Source organism: Spongiactinospora gelatinilytica (assembly GCF_003236385.1).
GTDB lineage: Bacteria > Actinomycetota > Actinomycetes > Streptosporangiales > Streptosporangiaceae > Spongiactinospora > Spongiactinospora gelatinilytica.
Genome location: NZ_POUA01000021.1, coordinates 22,425 through 41,455, shown reverse-complemented (window position 1 = coordinate 41,455; position 19,031 = coordinate 22,425). Strand labels below are relative to the sequence as shown.

The 19,031-nt window shown below is 72.8% G+C and carries 20 protein-coding genes; 5 read left to right on the top strand and 15 right to left on the bottom strand.

The features are described 5' to 3' along the window. Together C1I98_RS04815 and C1I98_RS04810 are read right to left on the bottom strand one after the other, a co-directional pair. The coding region (locus tag C1I98_RS04815; RefSeq protein ID WP_233507167.1) for a cytochrome P450 at positions 1-1,168 on the bottom strand (1,168 nt) is incomplete at its 3' end. Positions 1,169-1,269: 101 nt separating this feature from the next. Further along, on the bottom strand, positions 1,270-2,373 hold the full coding sequence (locus tag C1I98_RS04810; protein ID WP_111165845.1) for an NAD(P)/FAD-dependent oxidoreductase: 1,104 nt from the start codon (positions 2,371-2,373) through the stop codon (positions 1,270-1,272). A gap of 185 nt (positions 2,374-2,558) precedes the next feature. Here C1I98_RS04810 and C1I98_RS04805 point away from each other — a divergent pair, with 185 nt between their 5' ends. Beyond that, positions 2,559-3,464 (top strand): GNAT family N-acetyltransferase, encoded by a 906-nt coding sequence (locus C1I98_RS04805; protein ID WP_111165844.1) that lies wholly within the window; start codon positions 2,559-2,561, stop codon positions 3,462-3,464. Between the two features lie 326 nt (positions 3,465-3,790). Here C1I98_RS04805 and C1I98_RS04800 read toward each other — a convergent pair whose 3' ends face one another. Together C1I98_RS04800 and C1I98_RS04795 are read right to left on the bottom strand one after the other, a co-directional pair. Further along, positions 3,791-4,501 carry an N-acyl homoserine lactonase family protein gene (locus C1I98_RS04800; RefSeq protein ID WP_111165843.1) on the bottom strand — a complete coding sequence of 237 codons (711 nt, stop codon included), beginning with the start codon at positions 4,499-4,501 and terminating at the stop codon, positions 3,791-3,793. Between the two features lie 93 nt (positions 4,502-4,594). Next, positions 4,595-5,110 (bottom strand): 2-thiouracil desulfurase family protein, encoded by a 516-nt coding sequence (locus C1I98_RS04795; RefSeq protein WP_111165842.1) that lies wholly within the window; start codon positions 5,108-5,110, stop codon positions 4,595-4,597. A gap of 122 nt (positions 5,111-5,232) precedes the next feature. Between C1I98_RS04795 and C1I98_RS04790 the strand changes: the two genes are divergently transcribed. From C1I98_RS04790 to C1I98_RS04775, 4 genes are all read left to right on the top strand, one after another. Next, positions 5,233-5,595 carry a hypothetical protein gene (locus tag C1I98_RS04790; protein ID WP_111165841.1) on the top strand — a complete coding sequence of 121 codons (363 nt, stop codon included), beginning with the start codon at positions 5,233-5,235 and terminating at the stop codon, positions 5,593-5,595. Next, positions 5,592-5,996, top strand: a complete 405-nt coding sequence (locus C1I98_RS04785; protein WP_111165840.1) for a hypothetical protein — start codon at positions 5,592-5,594, stop codon at positions 5,994-5,996. Before C1I98_RS04790 ends, C1I98_RS04785 begins: the two co-directional genes overlap by 4 nt. A 123-nt stretch (positions 5,997-6,119) precedes the next feature. Then, entirely contained in the window at positions 6,120-7,403 is a 1,284-nt protein-coding gene (locus tag C1I98_RS04780; protein ID WP_111165839.1) for a CynX/NimT family MFS transporter, read from the top strand. Then, positions 7,348-8,199, top strand: coding sequence for an alanyl-tRNA editing protein (locus C1I98_RS04775; protein WP_111165850.1), 852 nt, complete (start codon positions 7,348-7,350; stop codon positions 8,197-8,199). The genes C1I98_RS04780 and C1I98_RS04775 overlap by 56 nt, the downstream gene beginning before the upstream one ends. Before the next feature lie 27 nt (positions 8,200-8,226). Here C1I98_RS04775 and C1I98_RS04770 read toward each other — a convergent pair whose 3' ends face one another. From C1I98_RS04770 to C1I98_RS04710, 11 genes are all read right to left on the bottom strand, one after another. Beyond that, the gene (locus C1I98_RS04770) at positions 8,227-9,069 is read right to left on the bottom strand and encodes an SMP-30/gluconolactonase/LRE family protein (protein WP_111165838.1); all 843 of its coding nucleotides are present in this window, start codon (positions 9,067-9,069) and stop codon (positions 8,227-8,229) included. A gap of 58 nt (positions 9,070-9,127) precedes the next feature. Continuing rightward, positions 9,128-9,526 (bottom strand): hypothetical protein, encoded by a 399-nt coding sequence (locus tag C1I98_RS04765; protein WP_111165837.1) that lies wholly within the window; start codon positions 9,524-9,526, stop codon positions 9,128-9,130. 83 nt (positions 9,527-9,609) lie between these two features. Beyond that, the gene (locus C1I98_RS04760) at positions 9,610-10,914 is read right to left on the bottom strand and encodes a fused MFS transporter/spermidine synthase family protein (protein WP_111165836.1); all 1,305 of its coding nucleotides are present in this window, start codon (positions 10,912-10,914) and stop codon (positions 9,610-9,612) included. A 1-nt stretch (position 10,915) separates the two neighbouring features. Further along, entirely contained in the window at positions 10,916-11,290 is a 375-nt protein-coding gene (locus C1I98_RS04755; protein WP_146607289.1) for a VOC family protein, read from the bottom strand. 5 nt (positions 11,291-11,295) lie between these two features. Further along, the gene (locus C1I98_RS04750) at positions 11,296-12,177 is read right to left on the bottom strand and encodes an aminoglycoside phosphotransferase family protein (RefSeq protein ID WP_111165849.1); all 882 of its coding nucleotides are present in this window, start codon (positions 12,175-12,177) and stop codon (positions 11,296-11,298) included. Positions 12,178-12,214: 37 nt separating this feature from the next. Further along, positions 12,215-13,192, bottom strand: coding sequence for a helix-turn-helix transcriptional regulator (locus tag C1I98_RS42610; protein ID WP_199536725.1), 978 nt, complete (start codon positions 13,190-13,192; stop codon positions 12,215-12,217). Between the two features lie 36 nt (positions 13,193-13,228). Beyond that, complete coding sequence (locus tag C1I98_RS04735) at positions 13,229-14,062, bottom strand: alpha/beta hydrolase (RefSeq protein ID WP_233507166.1); 834 nt, start codon at positions 14,060-14,062, stop codon at positions 13,229-13,231. Between the two features lie 38 nt (positions 14,063-14,100). Further along, on the bottom strand, positions 14,101-15,285 hold the full coding sequence (locus C1I98_RS04730; RefSeq protein ID WP_111165833.1) for a copper amine oxidase: 1,185 nt from the start codon (positions 15,283-15,285) through the stop codon (positions 14,101-14,103). Positions 15,286-15,287: 2 nt separating this feature from the next. Continuing rightward, complete coding sequence (locus C1I98_RS04725) at positions 15,288-16,013, bottom strand: hypothetical protein (protein WP_146607287.1); 726 nt, start codon at positions 16,011-16,013, stop codon at positions 15,288-15,290. Positions 16,014-16,160: 147 nt separating this feature from the next. Next, positions 16,161-17,483, bottom strand: a complete 1,323-nt coding sequence (locus C1I98_RS46310) for a YndJ family transporter (RefSeq protein ID WP_233507165.1) — start codon at positions 17,481-17,483, stop codon at positions 16,161-16,163. Between the two features lie 163 nt (positions 17,484-17,646). Further along, positions 17,647-18,849, bottom strand: coding sequence for a serpin family protein (locus C1I98_RS04710; RefSeq protein ID WP_111165830.1), 1,203 nt, complete (start codon positions 18,847-18,849; stop codon positions 17,647-17,649). Positions 18,850-19,031: the final 182 nt, after the last annotated feature.

The window sequence follows — 19,031 nt, the reverse complement described above, 5'->3', positions numbered from 1 at the left end:
GGCCGGGGGCCAGGCGGAGGCCGGGCAGGCGGGTGGTCAGCGTGCGCAGGGTGACGCGTAACTGCTCGCGGGCGAGCTGAGAGCCGGGGCAACTGTGCGGGCCGTGGCCGAAGGCCATGGTGCGGACCGGTGGGCGGGTGATGTCGAAGTCGTCCGGGCGCTCGTGGCGGGACTCGTCGCGGTTGGCCGAGCCGTAGGCGACGAGTACGGCGGTGCCCTCGGGAAGTTCGGTCCCGGCGAGCGTCAGCGGCCGGGTGGTGATCCGCCGGAACGCCTGGATCGGCGGGTCGTACCGGGCGGCCTCCTCGATCGCGGCCGGGATCGCCTCCGGGTGGGCGCACAGCGTCTCCCAGTGGGAGCGGTCGGTGAGCAGGTGGAGCAGTGTGGTGCCGATCAGCGCGGTGGTGGTGAGGTGCCCGGCGACCAGCAGGTTCTGCAGATTGGACACCAGCTCGGCGCGTTGCTCGGCGGTCGGCTCCCACGTACCGGGGGCGAGGCCGCGCACGAGTTCGCCGCACAGGTCGTCGCGCCGCTCGGCGTGGGCGCGGCGGATGTGGCCGTCCAGGAGGTGCTGCAACGCGACCATGTCACGAGCGGCGGCGAGCTGCTCCTCGGCCGGCATCGGCCGGAACAGCAGCGCCTCGGCGCGGTAACCGCCGTGGATCACGGCCGGTACGTCGGCGGGGTCGAAGCCGAGCAGCCGGCCGAGCACCTCGCCGGGCAGCCGCCGGGCGTAGTCGTCCATCAGCTCGGCCCGGCCGTCCGCCGCGAAGGACGCGACCAGGGCCTCGGCCCGCTCGGCGATGTACGGCGCGAGCGCGGCCACCTTGGCCGCCGCCAGGCCCCGTACCAGCGGCGCCCGCAACCGCTGGTGCGCCGCGCCGTCCGTGGTGAGGACCACCCGCCCGCCCCTGATGCCCTTGGCCAGCTCGGCCTGTACGGCCGGCGACGGCGGCACGTCGGCGCGCAGCGCCTGCACAGAGGAGAAGTCCTCCGGCCGCCGCAGCACCTCGCGCACGTCCGCGTACCGGCTGACCAGCCAGGCGTCCATCTCGGGGAGATAGGTCAGCCCGGACGCCTGGCGGGCCCGCGCATAGACCGGGTAGGGCTCACGCATGAACGCGTCGCGCTCCCGCGTCCGGCGTTCCATCTCGACGGCGTCACCCACGGCCTCGACCTCCGGTCATCGCGTTCTGCAGGACCACCCCTGGCCATCCTCCGGGACCGAACCCGATCAGTGAACCCCTTTCCCCTGGTGATGAGGGGGCTTTATGGGGGGCCCGGACGGAGTGGGGAGAAGGCGGAGAGGTCTGTGCCGGGGGATCGGCCGAGGGCGAGGTGGGCCGCGGCGGTGCCGGTGAGGGGGCCGGCGGTGAGGCCGTAGGCGCCGAGGCCGGTGGCCACCACGACGCCGGGTGTGAGCAGCCCGATCATCGGTCGTCCGTCGCCCGTCACCGGACGGAAGCCGACGCGGGTCTCCAGGACCGTGGCGTCGGCGAGGCCGGGGGCCACCGCCAGTCCGGCGGAGAGCAGCCCGGCCAGCCCGCCGACCGTCGCCCGTCCGTCGAACCCGACGTCTTCGCGGGTCGCGCCGAAGACGATCCGCGAACCGGGGAAGCCCAGCAGATACGGACCGGACCGGGGGAGCACGATGGGCCAGCCGGAGGTGTCCACGCCGGGCAGGCGGGCGTGGGCGATCTGGCCGCGCTGCGGGTACACCGCGAGCCGGTGCCCCAGCGGCTCGCACAGATCCGCCGTCCAGGCCCCGGCGGCGACGATCACCGCGTCCGCGCCGATCGGCTCGCCGTTGACGTCCAGCGCGACCCTCTCCAGGCCGCCGAGGTGCGCCGTACCGGTGCGGAGTACCGCGCCCCGCCGGGCCGCGGCGCGCAGCAGGGCGTCCCTGAGAGCGCGCCCGTCCACCCGGGCCGCCCCGCCGACGCGTACCGCGGCCAGCCCACCGGCCAGCGGCGGGAAGGCGGCACCCGGGTCGTCCACGGGGGAGATGTCGCCCATTTCCGGCGCGTCCTGCCGCCTGCGGCGCAGCAGCGCCGTCACACTCTCCAGTTCGGCGGCGTCGCCCGCGGTCACCAGCGCCCCGGTGGAGGCGTGTCCGCAGTCGTCCTCGCCGTCCTCGGCCAGCTCCGCCACCAGGTCCGGGTAGCCGCGGGCGCTCTCGCGCGCGAGGCGGTACCAGGCGTCGTCGCCCTCGTGGTCCACCCACGGGCAGACGATGCCCGCCCCGGCCGCCGTCGCCTGGCCGTCGCCCGCGGGCCGGTCGATCACGGTGACCGCGACGCCCATCCGGCACAGCCGGTAGGCCGCGGCGGATCCGACGATTCCGCTACCCACGATGGCGATGTGTGTGCGCATACCTCATGATCGCGTACAGCGGAATTCAATGGACGCCGATGGTGCGGGTGTGGTTGGGTATTTCCACGCCCACGGAGCCAAGGGAAGGAGGCGAATCGCGATGTTCACCATTCAGACCGCGCGCCTCCCCTTCAACCGGGCGATCATCTGACCGGGAGGCGCATCGCCTTTCCGGAGGATTTCACATGACCGACCTGGTCATCCGCCCGCTGCGTGCGGGCGAGGAAGATCGTTTCTTTGAGCTGGCCGATCCCGCGCTCGTCGGGGTGGCGTGGACCGGCCGTGACTATCGGGAACTGCTGTCCAGGCACGAGTACCGGCCCGAATGGACCTGGGTGGCGCTGCGCGATGAGCGCGTCGTGGCCAGGGCCGCCTGGTGGGGCGGGCCGGACGACGCCGACCCGATCAACCTCGACTGGTACGACTTCGACGGCGACCGCGAGGCGGCCGTCGCGCTGCTGCGCGGCGCGCCGTTCACCGCGGAGTACTGCCTCGTCCTGCCGCCGGGCTGGCGCGATCATCAGGCGGTGGCGGCGGAGGCCGAGGCGCGACTCGGCGCCGCGCGGGAGGCGGGCATGCGCCCGCTCGTCGAACGGATCCGCTTCCGCTGGGCTCCCGCCGACGGCCTGCCGGTCCGGCCCACCCGCCTCGAATACCGTCCCTGCGACGACGACGCCGTGCTCGACGCCATCAGACGCATCCACATGGGCACGCTGGACGCGCATGTTCGCGACCATACGGCCCGCGAGGGCGCTGAGGCGGCGGCGAGGGAGGAACTGGAGATCCTCAAGTGGTTCCCCGGGCCCCGCGAATGGTGGCGGCTCGCGTACACCCCGGCGGGCGAACTCGCGGGGCTGACCGTGCCGAGCCGTAACTACGCGGTCCCGGTGATCGGCCTGATCGGGGTGGTACCGGAGCTGCGCGGCCACGGCTACGGCTACGACCTGCTGGCCGAGGCCACCCACATGCTGGCCGAGGAGGGCGCCGAGGAGGTCGTCGGCGAGACCGACTTCGGCAACACCCCGATGGCCGCGGCCTTCCGCAAGGCGGGCTACCCGGTCGTACAGGAGCGCGTCTTCATGAAGTGGTGACACACCCCGGCCGGGCGCGGCACCCCAAGGCGGTGCCGCGCCCGGCGCATCACCCGCCGCGGCCGATACGTCAACGTCGGCCGCCACGCTCAGTGGCCGGCTGCACGTGCCGGTGGAGGTCACGCCGGTGCCTGCGGTACACGGCCAGCAAGTGCCGCTGCGCGGCGTGAGCGTGGACGGTCTGCGGATGCTGCGCGCGTCGATGGTCTCGGGCTGGGTCTTACGCCGCCCCGCGCGGCTCTCCCCTGCCGACGTCGCAGGGCTGGAGGCGGCGACGGCCGACCTGTTCCCCGCGTACACCGAAACCGAGCATCGCCGATCAGCTTCTAGAAGACGCCGTGTGAGGGTTCCCAGATCGAGCAGTCGTGGGCGAAGAGCACGCGTCGCGGGTCGAAGTCGGCAAATCGCTCCAACCACTGCGCATAGTCAGGAAGCGGCTGTTCGACGCCCTGAAGTGCGGCCTGGCGGGCCAGTTGGTCCGACGCGAACTGGGATGCGAAGTCGTGTGCCTGACCGGCGAGGATCACGGTGCCGTCGCCCTGCCGGATGACCAGAGACTGATGTCCTTGGGTATGCCCGGGTGTCGGGATGATCCAGACGCCCGGCCAGACCTCGGCCTCACCGGCAAGTTCCTCGTAGGACGCCCCGGGGAAGTCGACCAGCTCGTCGATGGTGTAGTCGCCCCGGCGGGCGGTGGCCAGCTCGACTTCCTGGACCAGGATCGGCTTGCCGCCCAGCAGGGGATTCCCGCCGCAGTGGTCGAAGTGAAGGTGGCAGTTCACGACCAGAGAGACATCGCCGAGGGTGACTCCAGCCGTCCGCAGTGCCTGTCGCAGTGCGCGGCGCCGGGGTCGGTAATGCGCCTCGGTATCGGGGTCGGCGCTGCCGATGCCGGTGTCGAAGAGGATCAATCCCTGGTCGTGTCGCACCAGATACGCGAGCACGGGTTCGACTCGCGGTTGCGGCCCACCTGTCTCTGAAGCCGGCCGGATGAAGTAGCCGAGATCGAGTCGCCGAACCGCCGTGTTCTTCCCCATGTGGCCATCCTGACAAGGCCGCGACGCGCCCTCCAGCGGGTCTGCCGGCAGCAGAAATCGCGACCACGGCGTCAAAATACCCGTACCCGGGGCTCATGGGCTGGTGGGGGCGGAGGGAGGCTCCAGGCTGGTGAGGTAGGTGGCGGCCTCGGGGATCTGGGCTTCGGTGAAGACGCGGATGCCGTGGCCGGTGAGGAGGGCCGTTGTCACGCCCTGGCCGGGGATCTTCCGGCCGCGGAAGGTGCCGTCGTGGACGGCGAGCGCCCCGCAGGACGGGCTCCCCTCCTTCAGGATCGCGATACGCACGCCGTACCGCTCGGCCGTGGCCAGGGCCCGCTCCGCGCCGGCCAGGTAGGCGGCGGTGACGTCGGCCCCCTGCGGGGTCAGCACGCGGGCGGTCCCGGACAGTACGGCGGGGCCGCCCGCGCCGTCCTCGATCTCGGCGGGCGGGCGTGGCACCGGCAGCCCGCCGTCCACTTCCGGACACACCGGTACCAGCCGGCCCTGCGCCCGCCACTCGGCCAGCAGCGCGTCACCGCTGGTCTTCGCGCCGCCGTCGAAGCGGACCCGCCGTCCGAGCAGGCACGCGCTGACCAGAATCCGTTCCACGGACTCATCGTACGTGCGCGGCGGAAGGCGGTGCCGAGAGCCGGACCGGGCCCTTGCGGCGATACGCTGATGACCATGTCATCGGCTCTGTCCACCCCCACGCCGCTCGCCGGAGCGGCGGCGTGAACGGCCCGCTGACCGCCACCGTGATCATCGGGGCGGTGGTGCTGACCCTGGGGAGCCTGGTCGGCGCGATTCGCGACCGGGCGATGGGGATGATCCTGCTGATCGGGTTCGCCGTGCTCGAACTGGCCGTGCTGGTGCAGGCCGGCGTGATCATCGCGGCCGTCGTCGGCGGCGCGGGCCCGCAGGACAAGGTGACGCTGTTCGGCTACGTGGCGGGCACGGCGGTGATCCCGCCGGTCGGGGTCGTGCTGGCGCTGGCCGAGCGCAGCCGCTGGGGCACGGCCATCCTGGTGGTGGCCGGGTTCGCGATCGCCGTGATGACCGCGCGGATGCTGCAGATCTGGCAGGGCGTGGCGTGAGCCCGCGCGGGGAGGCTGCGGCGATCGGCACCGGCCCGGGCCGGGCGCTGGTCGCGGTCTACGGGGTCTTCGCGCTGGCGGCGGGGGCGCGGGCGGCGGTACAGATCGCCACCAGGTTCGACCAGGCCCCGCTGGCCTACTCGCTGTCGGCCTTCGCCGCGGCGGTCTACATCCTGCTCACCGTGGCGCTCGCGGTGTCGGCCCGCCGTACCGCGCTGGTGGCGTGCCTGATCGAGCTGGCCGGCGTGCTGGTGGTGGGCACGCTGAGCCTGGCCGATCCGGCGGCGTTCCCGCGTGCCACGGTGTGGTCGGGGTTCGGGAGCGGTTACCTGTTCATCCCGCTGGTGTTGCCGCTGGTCGGGCTGTTCTGGATCCTGCGTGGACGGCGGCCCGCGCGCTAGCGTGTGCCCAACATCACCAGCGGACAGGAACTGAACTCGCAATCACTCCTGTTAGCGTAGGGGTCATTGATTCATCCCATGATTCGATGACCCCAACCACTTTTCAGGAGAATGTGACGCCGCATGACCGTGCTCGCCCCCGAAGTCAGAGGACGTAGCGGACCGCTGGCATGGCTGCTGGTCGCCGGGATCGTGCTGGCCGCGCTGAACCTCCGCACCGCCGTCACCAGTGTCGGACCCCTGCTGGACCAGATCGCCACCGCTCTTGGGATGTCCGGTGTGACGACCGGCCTGCTCACCACACTACCCGTGCTCTGCTTCGCCACGGTCGGCGTCATCACCCCCGCCCTGGCCCGCCGCGTCGGTGAGCACCGGCTGCTGCTGCTCGCCCTGCTCGCGCTCGGCGTTGGCCTGCTCACCAGGGCCATGGTGGACTCGGCCGTGATCTTCCTGTTCGGCAGCGCGGTGGCGCTGTCCGGCGGGGCCGTGGGCAACGTGCTCATCCCGACCCTGATCAAGCGTCACTTCCCGCGCCGCGCCGGCACGATGACGACCGTCTACACCACCGCCCTGGCCGTGGGCACCATGCTGGCCGCCGCCGCGACCGTGCCCATCGAGCAGGCCGCGAACGGCGACTGGCACCTGGCGCTCGGCGTGTGGGCCGCCCTCGCGGCCGTGTCCGCGCTGCCCTGGCTGATACTGCTGCGCAGCGAGCCCGCGCGCGACACCGGCGCGGGTGTCCTCGGCCCCCGCGCGCTCGTCCGCAACCGCCTGGCCTGGGCGGTCGCCGCGTACTTCGGCACCCAGTCGATGGTGGCCTACATCATGTTCGGGTGGCTGCCGCAGATCCTCATCGACCTGGGCTACACGACCGGGCAGGCGGGGTTCATGCTCGCCGCCTTCACCGCGCTCGGCATCCCGGTCGCCATCGTCGTCCCGGCCGTCACCACGCGCTTTTCCAGCCAGCGCCCGCTGGTCATCGGACTGGCCGTGCTGTATCTGGTGGGCTTTTCCGGACTGTGGCTCGCGCCGTCCGGCACCGCGTGGATCTGGGTGATCGCGGTGGGCCTGGGCATGGGGTCGTTCCCGCTCGCGCTGACCATGCTCGCGCTGCGCACCCGAAGCGCCGAGGCCACCGCGGCGCTGTCGGCCTTCGGCCAGAGCGCCGGCTACCTGATCGCGGGGGCCGGACCCCTGATCGTCGGCGTCATGTACGCGGCCACCGGCGGCTGGACCCTCCCGTTCCTGCTCCTGATCGGCGTCGTCGCGGTACAGGTCGCCACCGGCTGGCATGCCGGAGCCGACCGTTACCTGGAAGACGAGCACGACCGCGTACGGCAGCATGGAGACCATGAACATCGCCGGATCGACGAGAGTGACCTATCCCTCGGGGGCGCTCGCCGGTAGCTCGCCGATCGTCGCGACCCTCCGCCGCAACGGCGGGCACGGTGTCGTGGTGACCGAGACGCCGTTCCATCCCCTCGACCACACCTGGCCGGACCAGCCCGCCGACACGGGCACGATCAACGGCGTCCCGGTGACCGACTGCGTCACCGGGGCGGTGGAGCACGGTGCGGCGACCCTCTACCTGGGCCATGAGATCCCCGTCCGGCGCGGCGACCCCGGCTGGCACTGGCTGGTCGTACACCTGACCGGCGAGCCGGTCGGCGACGTGGGCGAGACCGCCGTGCTCGCCGTCGAGCCGGACACCCGCCGGGCGCTGTCCGCCGGGCACACCGCCTGCCACCTGACCGCGCTCGCCCTCAACGCCGTGCTCGCCGACCGCTGGCGCAAACCCGCGCCCGCCGACGGCCTGGGCAGCCCCGACTTCGACCAGGCGGCGATCAGCTCCTCCCGGATCCTGCCCGGCGGCAGCCTGGACACCTACCGGCTGGGCAAGTCGCTGCGCAAGAAGGGGTTCTCCACCGAGGGGCTGGCCGACGACCTGCCCGGCATCGCCAAGCAGGTGGGCGAGCGGCTCACCGAGTGGATCGCCGCGGACGCCCCGGTGCGGATCGACGCGCCCGGCCCCGACCTCGTGGCCCGCCGTACCTGGCGCTGCGCGCTCCCCGAGGGCGAGGCCGCGATCCCCTGCGGCGGCACCCACCTGACCGGCACCGGCCTGCTCAAGGCCGTCGATGTGACGCTCGACCTGTCCACCGACGGCGCCGAGCTGACCATGCGCACGACCGTGAGCGGCTGACTCGGGCGGGCGGCCCAGGCGGGTGACTCAGCCCGCGAACGGCGTGCCGGGCAGGCCGAGCCCCGCCGAGGGCACCACCAGCAGCGCCCCGGACAGCGGCTCGGCCGCGAGCGTGGCCTCCGGCAGGCCCTCGGTGGCGCTGGTGATGTAGAGGTCGGCGAGGCCGGGGCCGCCGAAGGCGCACGCGGTGGGCCTGCTGACCGGGACCTCGACCTCCCGGTCCAGGTCGCCGCCCGGCGTGTACCGGCGGACGGCGGCGCCGTCCCAGAGCGCCACCCAGACGCACCCGTCGGCGTCCACCGTGATGCCGTCGGGCAGTCCCCGGTCGATCTCGGCGAAGGTGCGGCGGCCGCGCGGCAGGCCGCCTTCCGGGTCGGTGTCGAAGACGTCGACGCGGCCGGTGTCGGTGTCCACGTAGTACATCAGCGCGCCGTCGGGGCTCCAGGCGATGCCGTTGCTGGTGCCCACCCGGTCGAGGAAGGTCACGACCTCCCCGTCCGGGGTCACCCGGTACAGCGAACCGCCGCCCCCGCCGTAGCTGAGCGTGCCCGCCCACAGGTTGCCGTGCGGATCCACGCCCGCGTCGTTGCCGCGCCTGCCCTCGATCGGCCACTCGGCCAGCCAGCGAAAGCCGCCGCCGGCCGCGAGCAGCCCGGCGCCGTCGCGCAGGTTGACGACGAGGCCGCCGCCCGCGCGCGGCTTGGCCGCGCCGACGTGCTGGGGCACCTCGCGCACCGAGTCCGTACCGCTCGCCGGGATGTACTCATGCACCTCGCAGGCCGGGATGTCCACCCAGATGAGCCGGTCGTGGTACCAGGTGGGCCCCTCGCCGAGCGCGGCGCGGACGGGCAGGGCGACGTCGATCTTCATCTCGACAGGGTAGTCCGCCGGGAGATTCCCCCGGCGGACCGCCCCACGGTGACGGAACTCAGCTCCGGCGCAGCCCCAGGTACTGAAGCTCGGCGAAGATCCCCACGAGCACCGCCTGCGCCACCACGAAGGCCACGCCGAGCGGGTTGGGGTCGATCCAGCCGGTGAACAGCAGCGCGACGCTGTCCACCGTCCACAGCGCGTTGACCGCGATCAGCGTCCACACGGCCGCGCGCGGCGGGGTGGGCCGGATCGCCAGGAAGGTGATGAACGCGGTGACCGGCAGCAGCCCGATGCCGGCCCAGCGCAGCAGCGGCTCCGGCAGGCCGGTCAGCCCGGCGAGCAGGGCGGCGGCCACGGCGAGCAGGACCGCGAAGCCTCCGGTGAGCACGGCGTCGGCCCGCAGCACGCGGCGCAGCAGGGGAGCGCGGGTACCGGGAGCGGTGATGGCGGCCATCGGATGTCTCCTGTCATGAGATGGATGCGATGCCCTCAGCACACCGCGTCAGGCACTGCCACCTGCAGACATTCCACTGCCATTCACTGCCGATCGGCACTGCGGAGATCGTCCGCCACGAGTTTGGCCGCCGCGTTCTGCCAGTTGTAGCACGTACGTTCGGGAACCTCCCGGACGAACCAGTCGAACGCCTGCCGGTCCAGCGCGTCCAGCCCGTGCCGTCCTGCGCCGCGCCGGTAGGGGCGCAGCCCGCGTACGTACGGGAAGTACAGCACGTTGTAGAAACGCCACTCCTCGCTGGTGCCGAACTCCCCGTCGCGCGGCTTGAGCCGCCGGATGCTCTCCAGCAGCAGGTGCTTCAGCTCGGCGGCCCGCTCCAGCGGGATGTCACCGGACACCCGCTCGTCGATCAGCGGCAGGCCCGCCAGCGGGCTGCTGGCCAGCTTGCCGAGGTCGCCGTAGTTGGCCAGGGCCCGGCGGGTGAGCCGGACGAACTCCGCGTCGTCCAGCGGCGGCGGGCCCTCCTCGCGGCGCGGCAGCGCCTCGGCGGAGTCGCGAAGCTGGGCGCGTTCGCGGCGGATGGCGGGATCGCCGGGGAAGGCGACCCGGTCGAGCGCACGGTGCAGCGGACCGGCCATCGTCTGCGCGGTCACCGCCACCGCGAGCACGCCGTACAGCAGTACGGCCAGCGCCGGGGTGGCCCCGCCCAGCGCGACCGCGATGGCGACCTGCCCTCCGGTGGCGGCGGCCACGACGATCGCGCCCAGCGCCGAACGCGCCATGTCCCGCCAGAGCGCCTCGCCCGCCCGGAACGCGCCGGCCATCGCGATCGCCACGCCCAGCAGGGCCATGTCCAGGTCGATCGCTATCGCGGCGAGCAGGCCGGGCGGGCCGGAGAGAGAGGTCAGCAACAGCGCGGTGCCGAGGCCGAAGAAGAGCGTGGCCACCGCCGCCAGCCAGCCGACCCGCTCCGGCCCCGCGCGCACCAGCAGCACCAGCGCCCCGGCCAGCGGCACCAGCAGCAGCGCGCCGAGCACCGCCCGGGCCGTGCCGCCCGCGACCGCGGCCCAGCCGATCGCGGCCAGCGTGACCGGGACCAGCCCGCGCGACCAGATCCGGTCCAGCCGCCCGGTGCCCGGGACGAGCGTGAGCACCGCGCCGGTCCACAGCAGCGCGGGCAGGAAGGTCAGCGCCGTCTCCAGCGCGTCCAGCGGCGCGGGGGAGGGCAGCAGCAGCGCGCGGACCTGCCCGGTGGCCAGGGCGGCGGCGTAGGCGAGCAGGCCGAGCCCGGCCCGGCGGGCGCCGCGCTCGCCGGGCTCCCCGCCGAGCACGTACAGGCCCAGCCACCAGGTGAGCGCGAACACGGCGGCGATCAGCAGCAGCGGCATGCTAACGCGGGGGGTGGTCGCGCGGGCCGAGCACGCAGAACTCGTTGCCCTCCGGGTCGGCCAGCACCTCCCAGGGCACGTCGCCCTGGCCGATGTCCAACGGCCCGCCCAGCTCGCGCGCCGCGGCCACCCGCTCGGCCTGGGCCCGATCGGTGGCACTGGCCAGGTCGAGATGGATGCGGTTTCGCCCGGTCTTCGGCTCTCGCACCGGTACGAAACAGACGTCGAGGTCCCAGCCGTCGCCCGCGGGGGCCCGTACGACGACCACGCCGGGGCCGGTGAGCGCGATCCGCCAGCCGAGCACGCCCGCCCAGAACGCGGCGAGCCGCCGCGGGTCGGCGGCGTCGATGACGAGGTTGACCAACCTGGTTGACACGCTCATCACGTTAGCCCGCGCAGCGCGTCGCCGATCGCGAACTGCGTCGCGGAGATCTCGGGTTCGCCGTCCTCGATGTCCCACAGCGCGTTCTGGAGCACCCGGCCGAGCGTCCAGCCCGCGGCGCGTTGCCTGGGCAGCCCCACCACCTCGGTCATCAGATCGAACCTGCGCCGCACGGCCCTGGCCACGTCGCCGGTGGCGACGATCTCCTCCCACCGGTTGTCCAGCGCGGGCATCAGGTCGAAACACGGGTCGCCGGCCAGCGGCTTGGGGTCGATGGCCAGCCACGGCTCGCGCTCCCCGGCCAGGACGTTCTCGTAGTGCAGGTCCCAGTGCAGCATGCGGTCACCGGGTTCGGGCAGCAGGTCACGGACCACGCCCGCGCAGTGTTGCAGCAGGTCGCGGTCGTCGGGGTCGGACAGACGGGTCAGCGCCCCTGGCACGTCCGCGACCATGCGCCCGGCGATGTCGGCCAGCGTGCGCAGCCCGGCGGGGGCGGGCGTCGCGGTCAGCCGGGCGAGCAGCCCGGAAAGGATGGTCAGGGCCTCGGTCTCGTCGGGCACGTCGGCCAGCGACCGCCCCGCGTCGAGGCGTTCCAGCAGCATCGTGCCGGTGGCCGGGTCGTGGTCCAGCAGGTGTACGGCGCCGCGCCCGTTCCACAGGCGCAGCCCGACCGGCTCGGTCTCGGTCTCCTCGTCCAGCGGCTGGAGCTTCAGGGCGGCGGGCGTGCCGTCGCCCCGCCGTACCGGGATGACCAGGCCCACCCAGCCGTGCCGGGACGGGCCGTCGGGGGTGAGGTCCCAGCGCCGTAGGTACTCCTCGCCGAGCCGGGGCAGGTCCGCGACCCACGCGCGGCCCTCGTCGCCGAAGAGTTTTTCGTGCATGGCGGCCAGGGCGTCGGGAACGACGATCAAACGGGGTTCACTCCTTAGTGTCGCGCGCGGGCCCGACGGCCGCGGCGGCGCAGCGCACCGCAATTGCGCGCAGGTGTTCACGCAGTTCAGGGGGGTCTTGTACGTCGAAGTCGACGTCGAGCATGACCAGGAACCCGGCGAGCATGGCCAGTGACTCGCTGCCGATCTCCAGTTCGCAGGTCTGCTCGTCGATCGGCCGCAGCCGGCCGTCGCCCGGGGAGATCCAGGGGGCCAGCCGCGCGGCCGGGGCGTGCATGACGAGCCGCGCGCGGTAGGGCCACATGTCGGCCGACAGCCGCCGGGAGACGTATGCGGCGACGTCGCCCTCCGGCGGGTCGCGCGGCTCGAACCGGGGCCCGCTGGGCACCCGCGGCCTGATCCGGTCCACCCGGAAGGTGCGCCAGTCGTCCCGCTCGACGTCCCAGGCCACCAGGTACCAGCGGCGTCCCCAGCTCACCATGCGATGCGGCTCGGTCACCCGCACGCTCGCCGCGCCCTCGTGGTCGAGGTAGTCGAACCGCAGCCGCTCATGATCGCGGCAGGCCGCGGCGATCGTGCTGAGCACCGCGGAATCGACGGTCGGGCCCGTGCCGGGCATCGGCACGGTGGCCGAGTGGACCGCGTTGATCCGGTGCCGCAGCCGGGACGGCAGCACCTGTTCCAGCTTGGCCAGGGCGCGCAGGGAGTTCTCTTCGATGCCGGAGACCGTGCCGCCCGCGGCCGTGCGCAGCCCGACGGCCACCGCCACCGCCTCGTCGTCGTCCAGCAGCAGCGGCGGCAGCGCCGCCCCCGCGCCGAGCCGGTAGCCGCCCGCGATGCCCATCGTGGTGTGCACCGGGTAGCCCAGCTCACGCAGCCGATCGACGTCGCGGCGGATCGTCCGCGTGCTCACGCCGAGCCGTTCGGCCAGCTCGGCGCCCGGCCACTCGCGCCTGGCCTGCAAGAGCGAGAGCAGCCGGAGCAACCGCGCGGACGTTTCCAACATGAGGCTCAATATAGGGGCGAGGTGGGACAGGAACCGTCAGTGCGTCCGCGGGTCCGCCCGGTCGGCGAGCACGGTAACGGCCTTGATGACCTGCGGCCCGTCCAGCAGCACGGCGTCGTTGTGCCCGGCCCCGGCGACCTCGACCTGGGCGACCAGGCCGGGGGCGGCGGCGGTGACCCGCTGGCTCAGCTCGGCGGGGACGATCGTGTCGCGCGTGCCGTACAGGACGACCGTGGGGGCGCGTACGGCGGGGAGCGTCGCCGCGACCGGGAAACGGTCCTCCAGCAGCGACTCCACCGGCAGGAACGGGTAGGCGATCCGGCCCGCCGCGGCCAGGTCGGTGAACGGCGAGCGCAGCACCAGCCCGGCGGGCGGGTGCGCGGCGGCCAGCCGGGTCACCACGGCGGCCCCCAGGCTCTCCCCGAAGTAGATCAGCCGCTCGCCCGACCCGGCCAGGTGCCGCCTGGCCGCCTGTACGTCGAGCGCGAGCCCTTCCTCGGTCGGCGTGCCCGGGTTGCCGCCGTAGCCCCGGTAGTCCATCAGCAGCACCGACATGCCGCGCGCCGTGAGCGCCCGGGCCAGTGGGGCGCGGTAGGCGCGGTTGCCGCCGTTCCCGCCCGCGACGAGCACCGCCACCCCGCGGGGCTCGCCGGTGGGCGGGAACGACCACGCGCCGAGCTCCAGGCCGTCGGCGGTGGTCAGCGTGACGTCACGCCCGCCCGGCAGCACCGTGGCCGCCGGGGGGACGGGGGAGGGGTCCGGCAGATAGATCAGTTTTCGCTGGAACACCCAGGCCAGGCCGACGACGAGCACGGCGACCGCGAGGATCGTCGCCACGGCCACCAGGCCGCCCCGTATCGGCCACATCATCACCATGCCGACGATACGGGGCGAACCTGGGTCCTTCGCTAATGCGGGTTGCTCGCCGTTATGTCGCGGGGCTGGATGAAGAACCCCTGCCAGTGCGTCGGCATCGGGTCGTGGTCCTCGTCCCTGGCGACATGGTGGTAGTCGACGCTCACCCACACGACCGGATCGGTGATCGTCTGGCCGTTGACGAACCGATCGACCGACTCGTCGCACGGCGGTTCGGCGTTCTCCGCGGTCAGTCGCTCGCACGCGTTGTACTGGGTGACGTAGACGTCGGAGTGGCTGTACGGCTCGGTGTCCGGGCCGCGGTACTGGCTGCTGTCGGAGTTGGTGATCTCCCAGGACGCCGCATGGCCGTCGGAGTTCTTCACCGTCTTGTCGACGACCCGCCACCACCGGGTGCGATTGTTCGTCACCCCGGCCTCCTTGGTGAGCGCCTTCCGCTTCATCTCCAGGCTGGCCGTGCCGGAGCCGGCGAAGTCGTACTGCTCGACCACGTCGTCCGCGGGACCCTGGACGTCGAAGTCGAGCCGCCAGAAGATGTTGTGCTGGTGGCTTTCCTCGAAGTCGCTCGCCCCGACGCCGATCGGCCAGCCGTGCTCGGGGCTGACCACGACGCCGTCGCTGCCGCGCAGCGAGCCGGTCGCGCCGACCCTGGGGTTGATCGAGCCGTCGTCGGCGAACCGCCACTCGACCAGATAGGTGTACCAGCCGAGCTCGAAGGCGGAGAACAGCACCAGCGCCTTGCCCTGCGCCGACCTGCGCAGTGAGTCCTCGCCGAGCGAGGGATTCAGGTAGGCGATGCCGCGCGGCTGGTCGGGCAGCACGCACAGCACGGGGACCTCGTCCTGCTCCCGCCGCTCGCCCTCCGGGCAGTCCTGGTCTTGCAACGGCACCGCGGAGAACCCGAGCCCGCCCGCCATGTCGTGGAAACGCGGCTCGCCGCTGTCGTAGGGGACGTGGATCTGCGCGAGGTGCGCGCTGGTCAGCACGCTCACCGGCGCGTGGCCGTTCGGGGTGTAGACGGCGTCGGTGAGGGTCAGGCCCTCGGTCTCGCGCATCTCCCAGCAGAGCTGCCAGCGCGCGCCGTTGGCGAACGTGCGCTCCACGAGGTAGGGGTCGGCGCACGACGGGGGCTCGGCGACCGCGAGCGCGGGCACCGCCGCCGGCGGAAGGGCGATCAGCAGGCATGCGGCGATCACGGCCGCTCGGAACGACCGCATCGTCACCACTCCATCGTGTAGATCTCGCGGGCCGACAGGTCGATCACGATCCGGCTGGTGTCCAGCCACTTGCCCTTCGGCAGCCGGACGAACAGCCGCAGGCAGCGGTGCTCGGCGCAGGCGGCGACCGCGCGGGCGTTGGACACGCCGTGGACGTGGTCCGGCTTGAAGATCACGCCCCGCAGGTGGAGGTCGTCCGGCGAGCGCAGCGGGCGGCCCGCCCGCTGCTCGAACTGCTCGCGCACTCCCTTGCCCAGCCCGGCGTCGGCGAGTAGCAGCTCGGCCGCCGCGCGCTCCTCGTCGTCGGAAGGCGGCGGCTGCACGCCGGTGGCGGTCTCGGTCGAGACGATCCGGCCGCTGCCCAGGTCGATCGTCCGCAGGGTGAGCCGGTCGGAGTCGTAGTCGTAGCTGAACGCCTCGGCCCGCCGGCCGGTCACCGCCTTGTCGTCGTCGCGCTGGACGTAGAGCAGCTCGGTGCGGCCGCCGCGGCGGCGGGCGTCGGCGTCGCCGGCGATCTCGATGGCGCGCCGGCGTTCGTCGGCGCTGAGCGGGTCGTTCTGGCCGGGCGCGAGCCTGGCCGCCGCCCGCCCGGCCGCGGCGCGGTCGGCCGCCACCGCCGGGCCTGCGCCCGTCGTCCGACCCCCGCCCCACACCAGCCCCGCGGTGGCGGTGGCCGCGCAGGCGATGACCGCAAGCGCGGCGAATGCCGCCTTTTTACGATTTAACATTTGATTATCACCCCGTTCGGTACGGGTGAATCCCGATGGCGCCGATCATCTGCCATCACGGGGCGAAGATCAAGACCTTTTTGTTTCTCCCGGCCTTCTGGGTCCGATGGAATTCCGTATTAGTGACATTCCATGGAAAAAGCTCGATTACTCGTGCACACCAGGTGAACGGCGGGATTCCCAGCGCAATGCCATGGTGTAGAGGCGGGTGAAGATCCCCATGAGCAGGGGCAGCGCCGGAGCGCCCAGGCGGGTGTACCACGCGCCCGGCCGGGCGAACGCGGTGACGGTGAACCACACCAGGCCGTCTTCGTCCCGTTCGAGCACGAAGGACTCCTCGCCGATCTCGGGATGGCCGGGCAGCGTGCCGTACCCGAAACCGGCCCGGCCCTCCTCCTCCACCGTCCACACCACCCGGCACGGCACGCGCACCGGGCCCAGCAGGCAGATCACCGTGACGCCGGGCGCGGCCCGCGGCGCGGTCGCCATCGGGTGCAGCAGCAGCCTGCGGTGTACCCGCCAGTCGAACAGGGCGTCGGCGGCGGCCCGCAGGGTGATGCCGGGACCGAGGCAGGCCCGGTGGCGGATGTGGTGGTAGCCGTCGGGCAGCCGTCCCTCGCGGGTCGCGCCGACTTCGGGGTAGGTGAACTCCTGCATCGGACCTCTCATGGCTGTCGTGGACGTAGCCGTATCCAGGCGGCGAGGCCGCACAGCGCGAAGCCGGCGGCGTTCGCCACGCCGTGGGTGGCGATCATCCAGGGGATGGTGGGATGCGGCAGGCCCGGTCGCCTCGCCCAGGGCCCAGGCCAGGGCGAGGATCATGGACACCGCCAGCGGGGCCGCCGAGACGCGGAACAGCGCGCGCGTCAGAGGGTCGGCCTCCCGGGACCGTACCAGCGTGAGCCAGGCGACCGCCCACATGCCCGCGGTCAGGACCACCGCCCCGGCCAGCTCGGCCAGGTCGCCGACGAAGTAGCCGCCGAGGACCAGCAGGGTGCCCGCGGGCACGGTCAGCGCCGCCGCCCGCCCGGTCGCCGACTCGGCGAACGAACGGCACAGCAGCCCGGCCACCAGCGCGGCGGCGAACCCCGCGTAGTGGAAGTGGGCGGTGGTGAGGGCCAGGATGCCGAGTCGAAGCCCCACAGGGGATGTCCGGCCCGCTCGGCCGGCAGGGCGACGCCCGCGATGGCCGGGGTGATCAGCGCCGTCGCGAAGGCCGGCTCGCTCGCCGTACGGCGGGCCCACAGCCGAGCCGGGATCCGGGCGGCCAGGACGAGCGCCGCGCACAGGTAGATTCCCCGCGAGCGTCGCCGCCACCGCGCCCCTGGGCAGCCAGAGCGACACCGCCCCCGGGACCGCGCCCGCCCACCACAGACCGGCCGCCAGGCGGGAGAACCCGGCCAGTCGCAGGCCCACCGGGACCACGACCAGCATTCCGGTCACCACGATCACGTCGACCACAGGGCGCACGACCCGCCTCCTGCGCTCAGTTGAACAGGTTCAAAACGATAACAGGCGACGTTGATCCGATCGCATCCGGGATGTCGGAAAAAGGGCACGAAAAGGCGCGACCGAGTTCACCTGATTCGGTCGCGCCTTATCGCCGGGGCGTGTTCGTCCTACACCCCTGAGGTCACTTCTTGGCCGGGTCCGAGACCTGGCCCATGAACAGCGGGGCCCCGGTCTTCTTATGCACGATCGCGAAGGCGAACGGGTGGTCGGCGCGGACCGTGGTCTCCGCCTCCGGCGCCGCCGACACCGGGAAGGCCAGCCCGGTGACCGCGGCGGCCTCCGTGCCGTGCTCGTCCACGGTGATGTTGGCCCGGTGGACCGCCTGCTTGAGGGTCAGCCCGTCGGAGATGCCGGAGAAGTCGCCGCCGGCGCCCAGCCCGAGCGCGGACATTGGCGGCATCAGGTCCAGGTCGGTGCCGAAGTCCCAGCGGGGCAGGAAGACGCCGACCCTGGTGTCGGCCAGGTTCGGGCCGACCTGCTGCAGTGTCTCGGCCTTGAGCAGGTCGCCGGGGGCGCCGCCCGCGTCCGGCACGAGCACCCACATGGCCAGGTCGCTCTTGGCGTAGGGGAGTTCCACCGCCTGCCAGCCCGAGCCCTTGGCGTAGCGGAAGTTGCCGGACTGCTTCATCAGCTCGACGGTCTTGCGCGAACCGTCGGCCAGCGTGAACGGCGCCTTCTGCGCGGGCTCGGCGGTGAACGGCTTCTCCCAGTCGGCCTTGAGGTAGACGGCGTTCGCCAGGACCAGCTTGGTGGCGGGGTCGAGGCTGTCGAACAGCTTGTTGATCCGCCCGGCGGTCTGCTCGGTGACCCACTTGTCGATGGTCTTGGTGGCCTCGCCGGCGAAGTCCACCGCGTGCAGGCCCGCGTCGTACTGCGACTTGGCGGTCTTCAGGAAGCCCGGCTTGACGGGCAGCCCGTGTTGGGCGAACAGCCCGTTGGCGATGCCCACGATCGGGTCGGCGGGCTCGCCGTCCTGCGCGGCGTCGCGCTCGCTGCGGTCCGGCTTGGGCGGCACGCCGTCCACGGTGATGATGTCCGCGGTCAGCGAGTTGAACGCGGTGTGCGGGCCCTGGCCGGGGAAGCCGAACACCTGGTCGATCCGGGCGCCGGTCTCGCCGGCCGCTCCCGCTCTGGCCAGCCCGTAGGCGTAGGCGATGCTCAACGGCGAGATCACGGTGTTCTCGCCGGGCCTCGCGACCTTGGCGTGCAGGGCGTGGCCGAAGGCCGTCATGCCCTGCACCACCTGCGGGACCGGGGCGTCCGCGGGCGCCACCTCCCGGCTGACCCCTTCGGCTGTCAGCACGCCGGACTCACCCACCTTCACGACGGGGCCCTCCTCACCGGTCGGCGCGGCCGAGCCGACCGAGTCTGCGGGCCCGGACGGGCTGGACGTGGCCGGACCCGCGGAAGTCGGTTTCTGCGCTGCGCCGCAGCCGGCGACGGCGGCGGCGAGCGCGACGGCAGTGATCGTAGTCGTAATAAAGGGACGCACACGACCTATGACGT